The following is a 16,027-nucleotide window of genomic DNA, read 5'->3' as shown; positions in this document are numbered from 1 at the left end:
TATCGGATTGCGGGAAGGGTTCCGACGTTGGGGGTGACTTACATTCATCGACTCAGGCCGCGATCACATCCACTTGGCGCATCAGACGCTCAACCAACTGCTCGCCGTTGCTGCCATCGCTCTGTAATCGATGTCCTGCCACCGCCGGCAACACAGCCTGGATATCCTCAGGCAAAACATGGCCACGATTGTGAATCAACGCCCAGGCTTTGGCTGCGCGCAAAAGGGCCAAGGCGCCTCGGGGTGATAAACCCACTGCGCAATCCGGGCTCTGGCGGGTTTGCAAAACCAGTCGCTCAAGGTAATCCAACAGACTGTCAGAAGTTTTCACTTGCGTAACCAGGTTTTGCATTTTTCCGAGTGTGGCGGTATCGATTCTCGGCTTTAACTTCGCCAGCTGCTGCCTCGGATCGGCCCCCAAATACAAAGCTCGTTCCGCCTCCCGGGTGGGATAGCCGAGGCTGATACGCATCAGGAAGCGATCCAGTTGAGATTCCGGCAATGCAAAGGTGCCCGATTGTTGCATCGGGTTTTGCGTGGCAATCACAAAAAATGGCTGGGGCAGTGTGCGGGTCTCGCCATCGACACTCACCTGGCGCTCTTCCATGGCCTCTAATAGCGCACTTTGGGTTTTTGGCGATGAGCGATTAATCTCGTCCGCCAATAACACCTGGCTAAACACGGGTCCCTCGTGAAAGTGAAATTGGCTGGACTCCCGATCAAATATCGAAACACCAAGAATATCCGCCGGTAACATATCACTGGTGAACTGCACCCGCTTATACGTTAACCCCAGCACCTGTGCGAGTGCATGGGCCAAGGTGGTCTTACCCATGCCCGGTAGATCTTCAATTAACAAGTGGCCTTTTGATAACAAACAGGCCAGCGCCAGCTTTACCTGACGCTCTTTACCCAACAAAACACTGCCGATATCAGACACTATGGCGGAAACTATTTTTTGCACGGCAAATCCATTACTGCTCAATTTTTCTCAAGGGGGCTATTTCTGCACACCGGCAGGGGCGCGACAAAATGCAAACACTACCGGAAGCAGCGAACAGTATTTCACTGTCCGCTAGGGAGCCTCTGGATAACTCCGTGATACCGCTGGCATGCAGCGCGGTTCACAATCAAGGCGCGGCTTCGCAGGAATGTCTAGACCTTTCAAGAAGCTGCAACGCAGAGTGTGAATCGCTCTGCAAGCCCCGAAGGGCGGGTCTTGAAGGCCGCATCTGCTGTGTTGCAGCTCTTGCAAAGGGCTGTGGCCATTCGCGGCACACTACGCCTAACATCTATAGCCTTCAAGGCCCGCAGAGGTATTGCGGAATTATTCAGAGGCTCCCTAATAATCATAGGTAGCTGGGCGCTTACGCCAGCGCTTATAACTGGGATAATCCACGCATCAAGTCGCGCTTGAGGTCCTCAACATTTTCCAGCCCTACCGAAACTCGAATCAAATTTTCAGTAATTCCGGCGCGAGCCTTATCTTCATCACTAAGGCGGCCATGGGTTGTCGTGGCAGGGTGCACAATAGTGGTTTTTGCATCCCCCAAGTTGGCGGTGCAGGAGAGGATTTTACAATTGTCGATCACTTTCCAGGCAGCTTCGCGACCACCGCGCACAGTAAAACTCAGCACTGCGCCAAAAGCGTCTTGCTGTTCCCGCGCTAGGCGGTGTTGGGGGTGTTTAGGCAAGCCGGTGTAATTTACTTTCTCAACCATCTCCTGCTCATCGAGCCACCAAGCCAAGTCGAGTGCATTGGTGCAATGCGCCTGCATACGCAGCTTTAAAGTTTCCAGGCCTTTGAGGAATACCCAGGCATTAAACGGGCTCATACTCGGTCCGGCAGTGCGCAGGAAAACCACCAACTCATCCATTACTTCCTTGCGGCCAACAGCAACACCGCCCAGGGCCCGGCCCTGGCCGTCGAGGAATTTGGTTGCGGAGTGCACCACAATATCGGCGCCCATGGATAGAGGTCGCTGCAGTGCCGGGGTACAGAAACAGTTATCGACAACCAGCATGGCACCAGCGCTGTGGGCGACCTGTGCCAACGCGCGGATATCGGCTACTTCACACAGAGGGTTGGAAGGCGTCTCCATAAACAGCAGCTTGGTGGAACCATCTACGGCCTGCTTCCAGGCATCCATATCGGTCAAATCGACATAGCTCACCCGCACGCCGAACTTTTCCATATAGCGGCCAAATAAAGCCGTAGTTGTGCCGAAAACACTGCGGGAACAGATAACGTGGTCGCCACTTTTCAGTAACGCCATACAAATACTGAGAATGGCAGCCATGCCGCTAGCAGTGGCTACCGCAGCTTCACCGCCTTCGAGAGCAGCGATGCGCTCTTCAAAAGTGCGTACTGTGGGGTTGGTATAGCGGGAGTAGACGTTGCCGGAGCTTTCGCCAGAGAAGCGCGCAGCAGCCTCTGCAGCGGAGGGGAAAACATAACTGGAGGTGAGGTAAAGTGCCTCGGAGTGCTCTCCTTCCGGTGAGCGAACCTGGCCGGCGCGCACCGCCAGGGTTTCCAGAGCGTAACCGTCGTCTTCAAACATATACCGCTTCCTGGTCAGTATTTTTGGAAGCAGTCATCTTAACCGAAACGATCTTAACTGGCGCCCTCTTCTGCCGCGAGAAAAGGACGCTTACGCTTTTTTACTATTGGCAGGCTACAAAAAACGGTTTTTTGCCGCCCGCCAAATCAGGTGAGGGATATTTAGATATTCCCCCAAGGACGAATTACAAAGCGTTGGCGTCGGCCTTTTTACGCTTGGCCGTATCATTGCGCTGAGCGTGCAGATCGTTCAAGTATTCCTCGTCCACATCACCGGTGATGTAATTGCCATCGAATACAGAGCAATCAAAGCGATCAATTTTTTGCTTACCGCCACTGGAGCTGACTACCAGATCTTCCAGCTCCTGGTAGATCAACCAGTCTGCGCCAATCTCCTCACAGATTTCCTCGGTGGTGCGACCGTGAGCCACAAGCTCAGTGGCGGAGGGCATATCGATACCGTAGACATTCGGGTATTTTACCGCTGGTGCAGCACTGGCGAAGTACACTTTGGCAGCACCGGCATCGCGGGCCATCTGGATAATCTGCTTACAGGTAGTACCGCGCACAATGGAGTCATCTACCAGCAACACATTCTTGCCACGGAATTCCAGCTCGATGGCGTTGAGCTTCTGGCGAACCGACTTCTTGCGCTGCTTTTGACCGGGCATGATGAAGGTCCGGCCGATATAGCGGTTCTTCACCATACCTTCACGGAATTTCACCCCCAAGCGGTGGGCTACCGTCTGACCTGCCGTGCGGGCAGAATCCGGGATCGGGATAACCACGTCGATATCGTGATCCGGGCGCATGCTGAGAATTTTGTCCGCCAGATGCTCACCCTGACGCAAACGCGCCTTGTGTACCGATACGCCATCCATAATGGAGTCAGGACGGGCAAAGTACACATGCTCAAAAATACAGGGAGTCAAAGACGGGTTATCTGAACACTGCTCGGAGTGCACAGTGCCATCCAGCTCGATATAGAGCGCTTCGCCAGGAGCGACATCGCGCACCAAGGTGTAACCCAGTACGTCCAGAGCCACGGACTCGGAAGCCACCATATATTCGGTGCCCTTCTCGGTTTCACGCTTGCCGTAAACCAGTGGGCGAATTCCGTTGGGATCGCGGAAAGCGACAATACCGTAACCAACAATCAGGGCAACGCAAGCGTAGGCGCCGCGCACGCGCTTGTGTACAGAGCGCATCGCACTGAAGATATCTTCGGCTTTCGGCTGCAGCTTGTGCAACTTGTGCAGCTCGTGGGCAAACACGTTCAGCAACACTTCCGAATCAGAATCTGTATTGATATGGCGCAGGTCCTGCTGGAAGATCTCATCGACCACCTCGTGCACATTGGTGAGGTTGCCGTTGTGAGCCATGGCGATGCCGTAGGGGGAGTTCACGTAGAACGGCTGAGCCAGCGCCGGGCCGGAGCTGCCGGCAGTGGGGTAGCGGACGTGACCAATACCAAAATTGCCTTTCAGACGCTCCATGTGGCGCGCGCGGAATACGTCGCGAACCAGACCATTGGCTTTCTGCTGGTTCAGGCGATCATCGTCACAGGTAACGATACCGGCGGCATCCTGTCCCCTGTGCTGTAGCAGAGTGAGCCCATCATAGAGCTGCAGATTGACGTCACTCTTACCGACGATACCGACGATACCACACATATATTTGACCCTATTGACTCGAGAAGAGCGCTTTTGGCGCTCTATTTAAAACAACTTTACGAAGAATTCCTTAACGGAGCCCGCCAGCTCCCGCGCACTATCCTCAAACTCGAGGAAATGGGGAATCAGAACAGACTGACTCCACCAGCTGTCCTGTTCCACCGGCACCAATGCCGGGGCCAGGATCAACAGCGCCATCACGACAATGGCTCCCCGCACCAAGCCAAACGCCATTCCCAGCACTCTATCTGTACCGGATAGCCCAGTTGCCTCAACAAAGGCAGAAAGCACCATGTTGAGACCGGCGCCAGCGAGTAAGGTGCCGATAAACAGGATGCCAAAAGCTGCAATCATTTGGAGGGAGGGGGTGTCGACGAGGTTGGATAGCATTGGCGCCAGCTGGTCGCGAAACATCATGGCGACGATAAAGGCGGCAATCCAGGTAAGCAGAGACAAGGTTTCCTTGATGAAACCTCGACTAAGGCCGATAAGCGTGGAGATACCCACAATAGCCAGAATGATCCAGTCAGCCCAATTCATTCAATCCTACCTGCGTGGCGGCTGCTGCCGCGAAGAGCGCGCATTCTAACTGAAGGGACTAAGCGCGTGAAGCCGTAGGCCAACCGATTGGAATTTATTACTTGTAGTACCGCTTTCCCTGGACGTTTGGCGCAGTGGCAATCGGTTAATTGCGAATAAAAGTGCAAAGTGGAAGTCTGCCAGCAAGTTGCCACCATCCGCCTCGGGCTGAAATGGTGGCAACCTGAAGTCAAAGGCCCGATCAGGCCTTGAACTGAAGCACGAAGGTCTGGGCTTTCAGAAGGGTATCCAGTTCTTTTTTCAGCTGATGGGCATCGGCCTTGTTGACCTTTGGCCCAACAAAGACCCGCACCAAGCGACCCTTGTCTGTATCCACTGCCCGAGTATAGGCACTGTAGCCCTCGTTCATCAGGCGCAAACGCAGCTTGTCCGCATTGGACTCATCCCGGTAGGAAGCCACTTGAACCACCCAGGCCACAGGCAGGCCATAGGCATCCACAAGTGGCGAGGCTCCCTTCTTCGGCGCGGCCAGTTTTTCCTCCTGCTCATCACTCTTGGCGACCTCTGACCGCTCCTCTCCCTCATCAGCTACTGGAGCCTTCGGGTTGGAGAAGTTCTCTGGAAAATCCGGCTGGAAAGCCTCACCGGGCGCCGGTGCAGGCACAGCATCCGCTACCGGTTGCGGCTCGGCAATTTCTATAGGGCGTATATCCGGCTCCGCCGGAATCTGGCTGGCTTCACTGATATTGCCTGCGGCCTCTCGGTCCAACAGGCTGGGCAAGAAAATAACGGCAAGCGCAGCCAAAACCAGCGCACCGACAATGCGCTGCTTAAATCCGTCGTTCAATCGCCCTCGGCGGGAGGGTTTACCCTCGCAATTCTCCATTACCTTCGTCTCGCATCTGCTGCAGAACCTCAGCCACAGTAAAGAAGGAACCAAATACAAGCAACCTGTCTTGTGGACCAATGGTCGGCAGCAGCTGTTGTAAACCATCGGCGACGCTTGGACAGCGGCTATCGGCGTTCGTTGCCTCAACACCTGCTGCGGCCAGACCTTTCAGCAAGGTCTCTCCGCTCGCAGCGCGGCTATTACCCGGTAACTCTGCGGGGTGCCAGGCATCCACCACATCCCGCAAAGGCGCGAAGAGCCCCACCAAATCCTTATCGGCCATAGCCGCTACCAGCACATGGGTCTCACCATCTACAGGGTGATCTGCAAGCCATTTAGCCAAGTGTTCGGCCGCTGCCGGATTGTGCCCCACATCCAACAGCAGGTTGCGCCCCTGCCATTGAACCTGCTGACAGCGACCAGGCAGGGCAATTTCAGCCAGTGCAGATTCGATCCCACCCTGGGGCAATACATTGAGCAGAGCCAGCGCGGTAATCCCAGCAGCGATACTCGGGCGCGGCAAGTTGATCGGAGGGATCGCAAGTTCCAACTCACCAAAACGGTAAAGTTCTTTTTTACCCTCTCCCAAATTGAGAGAGAAATCCTGACCTATAAAGTAACTGGAACTAGACAATTTTTCTGCCGCAGACAGCACAGATTGGGTGGGGTTGCTATCAGCACAGACAAAAGGCGCCCCAGCACGCAGGATACCGGCTTTTTCACGGCCGATTATATCCCGGTCACTGCCAAGCCAGTCCTCGTGATCAATGGCAACACTGGTGATAATAGCGAGATCCGCATCCACCAGGTTGACTGCATCCAGGCGTCCACCCAGGCCAACTTCCAGAAGTGCAAACTCGACGCCTGCCCTTTGAAATAACCAGAGCGCCGCCAGGGTGGTGTATTCAAAATAGGTCAGGCTGGTCTCACCGCGAGCAACCTCGATAGCCTCAAACGCCAGCACGAGATCTTTATCGGCAACCTCTTCACCCCCGATACGCACCCTCTCGTTAAAGCGCAGAAGGTGTGGGGAACTGTAAGCGCCTACGGAGCGCCCTCCCTTACACAGCAGCGCCTCCATAGTCGCCACGCAGGAACCCTTACCATTGGTGCCCGCCACAGTAATCACTGTCGGTGCCGGTTTCTGGATACCCAGTGCATCGGCCACAGACGCGACGCGCTCAAGACCTAATTCAATTTCGGAAGGGTGCAGCTGCTCCAGGCGGGAGAGCCAATCTTGCAGTGAAGGCATAGTTGAAAACATCAATGATGGGGGCTGCAATCAGCGGAAATTAAGCTGATCACAGCATTACCCTATGGGAATGGAAATCAGTTGCCGGTCAGTTTACCCAATATGCGGGACACTGTAGAGCGCATTTCCTTGCGAGGAATAATCATATCAATTGCGCCGTGCTCCAGCAGGAACTCACTGCGCTGGAAACCTTTCGGCAATTTCTGGCGAATGGTCTGCTCGATAATATTCGGGCCGGCAAAACCAGCGCGCGCTCCGGGCTCCGCCGCGTTGATATCCCCCAGCAGGGCCAGGGATGCGGAAACACCACCGTATACCGGGTCGGTCATAATGGAGATATATGGCACGCCGGCCATCTTCATTTTTTCCAGCACCGCTGAGGTTTTAGCCATCTGCATCAGGGAGATCAGGGCCTCCTGCATCCGGGCACCACCGGTAGCAGAGAAACAAACCAGCGGGATACGTTGCTCCAAGGCACGCTGAGCGGCACGGGTAAAGCGCTCGCCGACCACATAGCCCATGGAGCCACCGTGGAAAGCGAACTCAAATGCTACCGCTACCAGGGGAGCACCATTCAGGCTGCCCTGCATAGCGATCAGGGCATCCTTCTCACCAGTGGACTTTTGTGCCTGCACCAAGCGGTCTTTATATTTTTTAACGTCTTTAAACTTCAGGCGATCAACCGGCTGCACATCGGTGGCCAGCTCTTCACGACCTTCCTCGTCGAGGAAGATATCCAGGCGGCGGCGGGCGCCGATTCTAAAGTGGTGATCGCACTTGGGGCACACATCCAGATTGCGTTCCAGCTCCGGGCGATAAAGCATCGCATCGCATTTGACGCACTTCTTCCAAACCCCCTCGGGGACCTTGCTGCTGCCGGTGCGACGCTCTGTGCGAATTACCGCAGGGACAATTTTTTCTAACCAGCTCATCTCGTTTCCAAATCCGGATGCTTTCTTTGGGCCGGCACATTTTACCGACCAGTGGGTTTCAGGCTAGGAATTAAAACACTAAGCTGAACAACAAACCCGGCCAGATCAGCCGCTATTTTTGGCTTTCTGGCCAGCTTTGTGCTTAGACCTATAGCTGCTTTTAGCGATCCAGGGCTTCGCGCATCTCGCTGACAATAGCTCCAACCGCCGTTTTAGCGGCTTCCAGGTCTGCCGCTGCATCTACTGCCGACACCAGCACGCTACCGACTACAGCACCGTCGCCATGGGCACTGACCTGGCGGGCCGAGGCACCATCTTTGATACCGAAGCCAACACACAGGGGCAGATCGGTAAACTGGCGAATATGGTCCAGATTGTCACGCACCGAATCCAAATCCAGGTGGCCTGCTCCGGTAACCCCTTTCAGGGATACATAGTAAACAAAGCCACTGGCAACATCGGTAATTTCACGAATACGCTCTTCAGTGGTGGTAGGCGTTAGCAGGAAGATATTGCGCAGGTTGCGCTCCGCCAAAAAGGCATTCAGGGAACCGGACTCTTCAGCTGGCAGATCTACGGTCAGGGCACCATCGACACCCGCAGTGGACGCCGCTTCAGCAAACTCCAATTCACCCATACGCTGAATAGGGTTGGCATAGCCCATCAGGATTACCGGGGTGTCACTATCCGACTGACGAAATTCTTTCACCAATGCCAAACATTTGCGCAGCGAAGCCCCATTGGCCAGTGCGCGCTCATGCCCTTTCTGAATTACCGGGCCCTCTGCCATGGGGTCGGAAAATGGCACCCCCAGTTCAATAACATCGGCCCCGCTGGCCACCAACTGATGCATCAAGGGCACAGTATTGTCCAAGCCTCCATCGCCAGCGACAATATAAGTTACCAGCGCCTTGCGGCCCTCATCGCGCAACTTGGCAAAGCGGCGATCAATTCTATTTTGTTCTGTCACAGTTTATTCCCTGAGCTACTCCTGGCAAAAAGCCAGCTCAATTATTTGATCTTCACCCATTTTGCCCGCCTCAGAGGCGGGCGGTGATATTGCTACACCTCGATACCGTCGATAGCGGCAACGGTGAAAATATCCTTATCGCCTCGGCCGGAGAGATTCACCAGGACATTCTGCTCAGGACTCATGGAAGCCGCCAACTTGAGCGCGTACGCAACTGCATGGCTGGATTCCAATGCCGGCAAAATGCCCTCAGTGCGAGTGAGACGGCGGAAGGCATCCAGGGCTTCATCATCATCGGCGGTGACATATTCCACCCGGCCGATATCTTTCAGCCAAGAGTGCTCAGGGCCAACACCCGGGTAGTCGAGCCCCGCAGAAACCGAGTGAGTCTCGATAATCTGGCCGTCATCATCTTCCATCAGGTAGGTGCGGTTACCGTGCAGAACACCGGGAATACCATCATTCAGTGGTGCAGCATGCTTACCGGAAGCCAGGCCTTCACCGCCGGCTTCGACACCAAACATTTTCACTTCAGCGTCATTCAGGAACGGGTGGAACAGGCCGATCGCATTGGAACCACCACCGACGCAGGCCACCAGCGCATCGGGCAACTGGCCAAAGCGCTCCAGACTCTGGCGACGGGCTTCACGGCCGATAATAGAGTTGAAGTCGCGCACCAATTGCGGATAAGGGTGAGGACCAGCCACAGTGCCGATAATGTAGAAAGTATTATCGACATTGGTTACCCAATCGCGCATGGCTTCATTCATGGCGTCCTTTAGGGTCTTGGAACCGGATTCCACCGGCACCACTTCTGCCCCCAGCAGCTTCATACGGTATACGTTGGGGGATTGGCGCTTAACGTCTTCCGCACCCATATAAACCGTACACTGCAAACCGAGACGCGCCGCCACGGTTGCCGTAGCCACACCGTGTTGACCAGCGCCGGTTTCGGCAATTACGCGGGTCTTACCGCTGTGTTTGGCCAGAAGTGCCTGGCCCACCGTGTTATTTACCTTGTGCGCACCGGTATGGTTCAGGTCTTCCCTCTTAAGCCAGATTCGCGCACCGCCCGCCTGCTCAGTCAGTCGCTCAGCAAGATACAGCGGCGATGGCCTGCCTACGTAGTGCGCCAGATCGTGATCAAAGGCAGCGACAAAATCCGGATCATCTTTCAGGCGGCTATACATTGCCTGAAGCTCATCCAATGCGCTGATCAGCGTCTCCGATACAAAGCGACCGCCGTAGGGACCAAAATGTCCGCTCGCATCCGGGAAGGTGGAAAAATCGATAGCACCTGGCTTACTCACACTCATACTCCGTGGGTCACGTGGGGTTAAAACTTTCTTACTGTTTACCTACTGTTTGAATAGTTCTTCCTGAATGAACTATTCAAACGTCGCCAGAAAATACTGGCGCAGATGCGTCGATCTGCTGGTATTTACTGGCTCGCGCCGGCCAAGCCGGCGGGCGGCACTTCCCTGTGCCGCTTCAATACTATTAGCCGTAGTTCTTCCTGAACTATTCAAACGTCGCCAGAAAATACTGGCGCAGATGCGTCGATCTGCTGGTATTTACTGGCTCGCGCCGGCCAAGCCGGCGAGCGGCACTTCCCTGTGCCGCTTCAATACTATTAGCCGTAGTTCTCCCTGAACTATTCAAACGTCGCCAGAAAATACTGGCGCAGATGCGTCGATCTGCTGGTATTTGCTGGCTCGCGCCGGCCAAGCCGGCGGGCGGCACTTCCCTGTGCCGCTTCAATACTGTTAGCACTAGCTCTTCCTGAACTATTCAAACGTCGCCAGAAAATACTGGCGCAGATGCGTCGATCTGCTGGTATTTGCTGGCTCGCGCCGGCCAAGCCGGCGGGCGGCACTTCCTGTACCGCCTCTAAATCTATCTCTTCGCCGCGCTGACAAACGCAAAAACTTTTTCTCGATCCTTGCGTCCCGGCTGACGCTCTACACCTCCGCTCACATCCACCCCCTGTGGGCGCGCAGCTTCTACTGCTGCAGTTACATTCGCGGGATTCAAGCCACCGGCAAGAACGATCGGGCGACTGCTATCTTGGGGAACCCTGTCCCAATCAAAGGTCTCTCCGGTACCACCGGGGACACCAGGCCTGTAGGCATCCAATAAAAAACCCCGGGCTTTGGGGTGCTCAGTCATTGCGGCTTTGACATCGAGGTCATCTTTCATCCGCAACGCTTTGATATAGGGACGCCGGAATTGTTCGCAGAAACGGGCGCTTTCATCGCCGTGGAATTGCAACAGGTTAAGCGGCACCGATTCTAGTACAGCGTCCACCTCACTCTGTGCCGCATCGACAAATAACCCCGTCAGGGTGACAAATGGGGGAACTGCCGCTGCAACTTTAGCTGCCATATCAAGATCGATATAGCGCGGGCTCGGCTTATAAAATACCAGGCCCAACGCGTCGGCACCTGCATCTACAGCCATCAGGGCATCTTCTATACAAGTGATGCCGCATATTTTTACTTGCATCGTGTAACCTGGACTCAGCCGGCTGGCCGATCAAAAGAGGGAACGACGGATACTAGCAGATAGTCAGAAGGCGCGAAATGCACGCCCTCTCCCAGATTTGCTTTAGCCTCGAAAAATTCAGCAGTTTAACTGGATAGCAAAGCACCCAAAGGCTGTGGCACCAGAAGTGGCCCCGGCTCACACTGGGGAAGCTGGAAATGATCCGGGTAGCGCACATCAACGAGATACAGGCCAAACGGCGGTGCAGTCACGCCGCCGGCGGAGCGGTCCCGCTGATCCAGCACCTCTTTTACCCAAATTGGTGAGCGCTCCCCTCGCCCCACGGCCATCAAAACCCCGGTGATATTGCGCACCATATGGTGAAGGAATGCGTTAGCACTAATTTCCAAGGCAATCAGCTGACCCACCGGAGCAATATCCAGGCGGGTAATTTCACGCACTGGGCTCTTAGCCTGGCACTGAGAGGCACGGTAGCTGGTGAAGTCGTGGCGGCCGATCAAGTAGCTGGCTCCCTCACGCATCGCCTCCAAGTCCAGTGAGTGCTGGGTCCAGGTTACCTCAGCGGCGCTGTGGGCCGAGCGGGTTGGTGCGCTGTGGATCAGGTAGCGATAACTGCGTGCGTGAGCGGAAAAACGTGCATGGAACTGCGCCGGCATTTCCCGCGCCCAGCGCACCCGCACAGAATCCGGCAACTTGGTATTAACTCCCTGCACCCAGGCGCGGTCCGGGCGCTGCGCTCGGGTATCAAAGTGAATGACCTGATTGGTAGCATGAACGCCCGCATCGGTGCGCCCGGCACAAACCAGGGTCACATCCTCCGCTGCAATAGTGGATAAAGCCCGCTCCAGATGAGCCTGGACAGTCTCCGATGCAGACTTCTGCTTCTGGAAACCGTGCAGTTTGGCTCCGCAGTATTCAACGCCCAGGGCTATGCGGCGCAGTCCTTCGGGCAGCCCCTCACCTTCAGGGACCTCCCCATTTGGCTTGTAAATATATTCCCTCTGCGTCACCTGACTCATATCACCAAAACCACTTGCTCTCCCCGCTGCGACTGCGCCGGGTAAAAATCACTGCCGGGAACTTCCCGGTAAAAATAAAAAAACCTCGCAACCAGTGCGAGGTTTTTTCAAAAACGGAATACGCTGCTAGCTTACACCATCCGCTCCAGCATTTCCTCGGCGCGGTCTTTGTGTTCACCACCACCGTCCTGGGCTACCTCTTTGAGGATATCCTTAGCGCCCTCTTCGTCACCCATATCCATATAAGCTTGAGCCAACTCCAACTTGGTCGCCATCTCATCGCCGCCTTCCAGCAAACTCAACTCTGAATTGAGGTCGCTTTCCAGGTTGAAGTCGAGGTCACCAAAGTCAGATTCTGACGGCTTTTCGACAATCGCCTCAACCTGCTCTGTCGCTTCAGGCTTAGCTTCAACCAGGGGTTCTGGCTCAAGAGTCAAATCACCCTCAGTGGATTCATCGATGAGAGCCAGCTCATCCTCCAGGGAGAACTCCTCTTCGATTGCATCCGCATTGAAGTCCAGATCGCTAGCCCCGGCCAGTTCCATACCTGCCGCATCGAGAGTATCCAGATCAGCATCGAGGGATAAATCTGCTGCCGGCTCACTGCTGGCCGCGGCTACCTCTGCCGAGGGCTGCTCAGTTGCGTTGAGATCCGCAGCAATATCTTCCAGGTCGATACCGTCGAGATCCAGATCGGAATCCAAGTCGCCGCCGATCATCTCCAGATCACCCTCAGAGAAGTCATCCATAGATAACTCTTCTGCAGACTCCTGGGGAGAGGAGACTCCTTCTGTCAGGGAGATTTCCTCGCTCAAACCGCTGTCAACGGAATCCAGCTCCAGAGCATCATCCAATTCAAAGGCCGTATCCAGCTCAACCGAAGTCTCTTCTTCTTTCTGGGGCTGAATCTCTTCCTCCATCATGGAAAGATCCAGCTCAAAATCCAGGCCCGGAACGGAACCACCGCTGGTAGTTGCCTTTTCTTCCAGCTGGGCCTCAACTGAGGCCTCAGAGTTTTCTTCTGCCGCCGGCTCCAGGTCGAGGGAATCCAGATCCAACTCAGAGGTATCGAATTCTATTGGAGCATCGACACTCTCTTCTGTGTTATCAGAAAGCTCAAGCCCCAAATCGTCTTCAATCAAAGCGGGCTCTTGATTACTTGAGCCCAGATCACCCAGGTCCAACTCACCCAAATCAAGTTCATCAAGATTTAAGTCGTTTTCAACTTCTGGTTCCGATACCTCAGCCGTAACTTCCTGGCTGTCTCCGTCGAGAGCACTGTCCAGGTCCAAATCATCCAGATTGAACTCGGTATCCAGCGACTCACTTTGATCTGCGCTCGCCTGCAACGGCTCTTCAAAGCTGCTATCCAACTCCAGGTCCAGGGACAGCTCTTGCTGAGAATCAGAGCTTTCCTCATCCAATGACAGATCCATAGTCAGGTCATCGAGGAGAGAGGTATCGGGCTCCAGCGCGTCACCGCTACCAACCAGTCCCGGCTCGGCGCTGGTGAAGTCATCGTCCAGGGCCGCGCCGATATCGTCGAGCTGCGCCGCTTCGAAGGACTCATTGGAAAGACCCATAGCTGGAGCTTCAAAATCCGGCGCACCAGCAATGGATTCACGCAGGCGGGCGGCGCGATCGGCAGCAGGACCGTCGCTGATGCTAAGCAGCTGGCGGTAGTGATCGTCAAACTTTTCAACGTCCTGGTTGTGGGCGTAAACCTCCATCAACATCAGGCGCGCATCGACTACCTGCGGGTCCTTTTCCAGGCCCAGCAGCAGCTTGCTTTCCGCTTCCTCATACTGCCCCAGGGACAGGTGAATCTCCGCTTCAGAAATTGGGTCATCAGTGCCTACATCGCCGAGATCACCCAGATCGAAGGTATCGTCTGCCTCCATGCTCTCAACTGCAGCGAGAGTTTCATCGGGTTCGGCAATATCCTCAGGAATATCCAGCGGCTCTTGTTCCATAGCCATCTGCTGTTCAAGTTCCTGCTGCGCCTCTTGTTCAGCCTTGCGGCGACGCCAGGTGAACAGGCCAAATATAGCGGCCAGCAGACCCGCACCACCCAAGCCAATCAGCATTCCGTTATCGGCCAGCTGCTCCATAAAGGTTGGCTTGGGCTTGGTTTGAACTTCAACTACACGGTTACGCGTCTCTGCTGGAGCCGGTTCTGCTTCAACAGTTTCTTCTTCCGTATCAGCAGCAACATCAAACTCTTCGCTGTCTTCAACAGTCAGGCTGTCATCTAAAGACTCTACTTCAACGTCATCCGCCTCAGTGGGGTCGAGCAACACGTCTGACTGCTCTGCGACGGCCTGCACCGCAGCCAGTTCCTCATTGGAAACATCAATCAGCGTATCCATGGTATCGATCTGCTCGTCGAGCTCGGCGATACGTTCACGCAATTCAGTGTTTTCGAGCTTGGACTTATCCAGCTCTTCCTCAGCTACTGTGAGATCGCCTTCCAGCGCCTCACTGTCGTCAGTGCCGACTCCAGATCCGGAGGTAACGGACTCATTGTCCCCTGGAGCAGCCAGGCTAACGCGTCCTTCAACCGTTTCGCTGACAAAGGACTCCTCCTCAACCGCACGGGCATCCAGCGGTGCGCCAGTAGCCACTTCCACTTCGGAGCGCTGGCGCCAGGAGTCATTTTGTTGAGCCACCTCAGAAATCGCCTCCGTCATAGTCAGAGTGCGCAAATCTTCCGTGTTGGGCAGGCGCAGTACGGCACCTTTCTTCAACAGGTTGATATTGTCATTAATAAAGGCTTCTGGGTTCAGCCTTTGAATCGCCAGCATGGTCTGCTGAACAGAGAACTCGCGACTGGCGCGATTTTGCAGCGCGATTTCCCACAACGTATCGGAGGAACTTACCGGGCCATATACCTGGCTATTGCTTTCACTGGTGTCTGTAGTCGTATAACGTGGCTGCGGACGAGCGGGCTCGCGAGTTTCTGGGGCAGCCCTTTCAGTTGGGGCTGGTTCGGCCGGTGCCTGACGAGCAGCCGGGGCCGGTGTTGTGCGAGGCTGGGGCTGCTGAACTGGGGCAGTGCGACGCACTTGCTGCCGCTCACGCTCAGCTGCGCGCACGGGTTGTTGCGCAGCCGTTGGGGAAAACGCCGGCAGGTCCATCAGCAGCGTATATTCGCGCAGTAGACGGCCACTGGGCCAGCGAGTCTCAACCAGGAAATTCAAAAAAGGTTCGCGAATGGCGTCGCGACTGGAAATGCGGATAACCGGCTTGCCACCAGAGTAGTCCACTTCAAAACTTAAAGAAGTAAGGAGGTAAGAGCGCTCGACACCAGCGCGTTCGAATTCTTCAGGACCTGCGAGGCGAACCCTAATTTCGGTATCTTCCAAACCGCGAGTCTGCAGCAGTCCGATTTCCGCATCGAGAGGCTGGTTAAGGGTCGAGTTGAGCTTGATCTCACCTAGTCCAAGCGCCAGAGCCGCGTTGCTTCCCAGTGCACCGACTAGACCAACTGCAAGTGCCAACTTACGCACACGCATATCCGATTCCCTTTATTGTTAGAACCTTCCCAGGGTTTCCGAAAAGCGCGCCTTCAGAATATCCCCATTACTGAACGGTAATCGTTCAACTAATTAGCCGCCGTTTAGGCAGCCGCCAACTATGGCGAATTTTTCGCCAGCCTCAGCCAGGCCAAAGTTAAGATTACACCTT

The 16,027-nt window shown here is 55.1% G+C and carries 13 protein-coding genes; all 13 read right to left on the bottom strand.

Annotation, left to right across the window (positions count from 1 at the left end; translation table 11 throughout):
• Window positions 1–52: 52 nt before the first annotated feature.
• Window positions 53–964, bottom strand: coding sequence for an AAA family ATPase (locus ACJJIY_RS11925; protein ID WP_444898069.1), 912 nt, complete (start codon window positions 962–964; stop codon window positions 53–55).
• A 415-nt stretch (window positions 965–1,379) separates the two neighbouring features.
• Window positions 1,380–2,561 (bottom strand): O-succinylhomoserine sulfhydrylase, encoded by a 1,182-nt coding sequence (locus ACJJIY_RS11920; RefSeq protein WP_282931879.1) that lies wholly within the window; start codon window positions 2,559–2,561, stop codon window positions 1,380–1,382.
• Between the two features lie 184 nt (window positions 2,562–2,745).
• On the bottom strand, window positions 2,746–4,233 hold the full coding sequence (gene purF, locus ACJJIY_RS11915; protein WP_282931878.1) for an amidophosphoribosyltransferase: 1,488 nt from the start codon (window positions 4,231–4,233) through the stop codon (window positions 2,746–2,748).
• Between the two features lie 45 nt (window positions 4,234–4,278).
• A complete protein-coding gene (locus tag ACJJIY_RS11910) occupies window positions 4,279–4,773 on the bottom strand; it encodes a CvpA family protein (protein ID WP_282931877.1) in 495 nt (164 codons plus the stop codon).
• Window positions 4,774–5,014: 241 nt separating this feature from the next.
• Window positions 5,015–5,659 carry an SPOR domain-containing protein gene (locus ACJJIY_RS11905; RefSeq protein WP_444898070.1) on the bottom strand — a complete coding sequence of 215 codons (645 nt, stop codon included), beginning with the start codon at window positions 5,657–5,659 and terminating at the stop codon, window positions 5,015–5,017.
• A complete protein-coding gene (folC, locus tag ACJJIY_RS11900) occupies window positions 5,640–6,914 on the bottom strand; it encodes a bifunctional tetrahydrofolate synthase/dihydrofolate synthase (protein ID WP_444898071.1) in 1,275 nt (424 codons plus the stop codon). Before folC ends, ACJJIY_RS11905 begins: the two co-directional genes overlap by 20 nt.
• 77 nt (window positions 6,915–6,991) lie before the next feature.
• On the bottom strand, window positions 6,992–7,846 hold the full coding sequence (gene accD, locus ACJJIY_RS11895) for an acetyl-CoA carboxylase, carboxyltransferase subunit beta (RefSeq protein WP_282931874.1): 855 nt from the start codon (window positions 7,844–7,846) through the stop codon (window positions 6,992–6,994).
• 160 nt (window positions 7,847–8,006) lie between these two features.
• A complete protein-coding gene (trpA, locus tag ACJJIY_RS11890) occupies window positions 8,007–8,816 on the bottom strand; it encodes a tryptophan synthase subunit alpha (RefSeq protein ID WP_444898072.1) in 810 nt (269 codons plus the stop codon).
• Window positions 8,817–8,908: 92 nt separating this feature from the next.
• Entirely contained in the window at window positions 8,909–10,132 is a 1,224-nt protein-coding gene (trpB, locus tag ACJJIY_RS11885) for a tryptophan synthase subunit beta (RefSeq protein WP_108732438.1), read from the bottom strand.
• A 205-nt stretch (window positions 10,133–10,337) separates the two neighbouring features.
• Complete coding sequence (locus tag ACJJIY_RS11880; RefSeq protein ID WP_445357984.1) at window positions 10,338–10,589, bottom strand: hypothetical protein; 252 nt, start codon at window positions 10,587–10,589, stop codon at window positions 10,338–10,340.
• 123 nt (window positions 10,590–10,712) lie between these two features.
• Window positions 10,713–11,321 carry a phosphoribosylanthranilate isomerase gene (locus ACJJIY_RS11875; RefSeq protein ID WP_108732437.1) on the bottom strand — a complete coding sequence of 203 codons (609 nt, stop codon included), beginning with the start codon at window positions 11,319–11,321 and terminating at the stop codon, window positions 10,713–10,715.
• Between the two features lie 125 nt (window positions 11,322–11,446).
• Complete coding sequence (truA, locus tag ACJJIY_RS11870; protein ID WP_445357983.1) at window positions 11,447–12,340, bottom strand: tRNA pseudouridine(38-40) synthase TruA; 894 nt, start codon at window positions 12,338–12,340, stop codon at window positions 11,447–11,449.
• A 131-nt stretch (window positions 12,341–12,471) separates the two neighbouring features.
• Window positions 12,472–15,855: a motility hub landmark protein FimV gene (locus tag ACJJIY_RS11865; RefSeq protein WP_445357982.1), complete on the bottom strand. Its 3,384-nt coding sequence runs from the start codon at window positions 15,853–15,855 to the stop codon at window positions 12,472–12,474.
• Window positions 15,856–16,027 lie beyond the last annotated feature (172 nt).

This window comes from Microbulbifer maximicatervae (SeqCode), assembly GCF_052468155.1.
Note: the sequence above shows the minus strand (reverse complement) of the source record. Positions and strands in the feature narration are given on the sequence as shown.

What these genes read in the sequence shown, in the direction of transcription:
- ACJJIY_RS11865 (WP_445357982.1), bottom strand. Translation starts at nt 15,855, where the DNA reads ATGCGTGTGCGTAAGTTGGCACTTGCAGTTGGTCTAGTCGGTGCACTG.
- ACJJIY_RS11920 (WP_282931879.1), bottom strand. Translation starts at nt 2,561, where the DNA reads ATGTTTGAAGACGACGGTTACGCTCTGGAAACCCTGGCGGTGCGCGCC.
- accD (WP_282931874.1), bottom strand. Translation starts at nt 7,846, where the DNA reads ATGAGCTGGTTAGAAAAAATTGTCCCTGCGGTAATTCGCACAGAGCGT.
- ACJJIY_RS11910 (WP_282931877.1), bottom strand. Translation starts at nt 4,773, where the DNA reads ATGAATTGGGCTGACTGGATCATTCTGGCTATTGTGGGTATCTCCACG.
- purF (WP_282931878.1), bottom strand. Translation starts at nt 4,233, where the DNA reads ATGTGTGGTATCGTCGGTATCGTCGGTAAGAGTGACGTCAATCTGCAG.
- trpB (WP_108732438.1), bottom strand. Translation starts at nt 10,132, where the DNA reads ATGAGTGTGAGTAAGCCAGGTGCTATCGATTTTTCCACCTTCCCGGAT.
- ACJJIY_RS11875 (WP_108732437.1), bottom strand. Translation starts at nt 11,321, where the DNA reads ATGCAAGTAAAAATATGCGGCATCACTTGTATAGAAGATGCCCTGATG.
- folC (WP_444898071.1), bottom strand. Translation starts at nt 6,914, where the DNA reads ATGCCTTCACTGCAAGATTGGCTCTCCCGCCTGGAGCAGCTGCACCCT.
- truA (WP_445357983.1), bottom strand. Translation starts at nt 12,340, where the DNA reads ATGAGTCAGGTGACGCAGAGGGAATATATTTACAAGCCAAATGGGGAG.
- ACJJIY_RS11905 (WP_444898070.1), bottom strand. Translation starts at nt 5,659, where the DNA reads ATGGAGAATTGCGAGGGTAAACCCTCCCGCCGAGGGCGATTGAACGAC.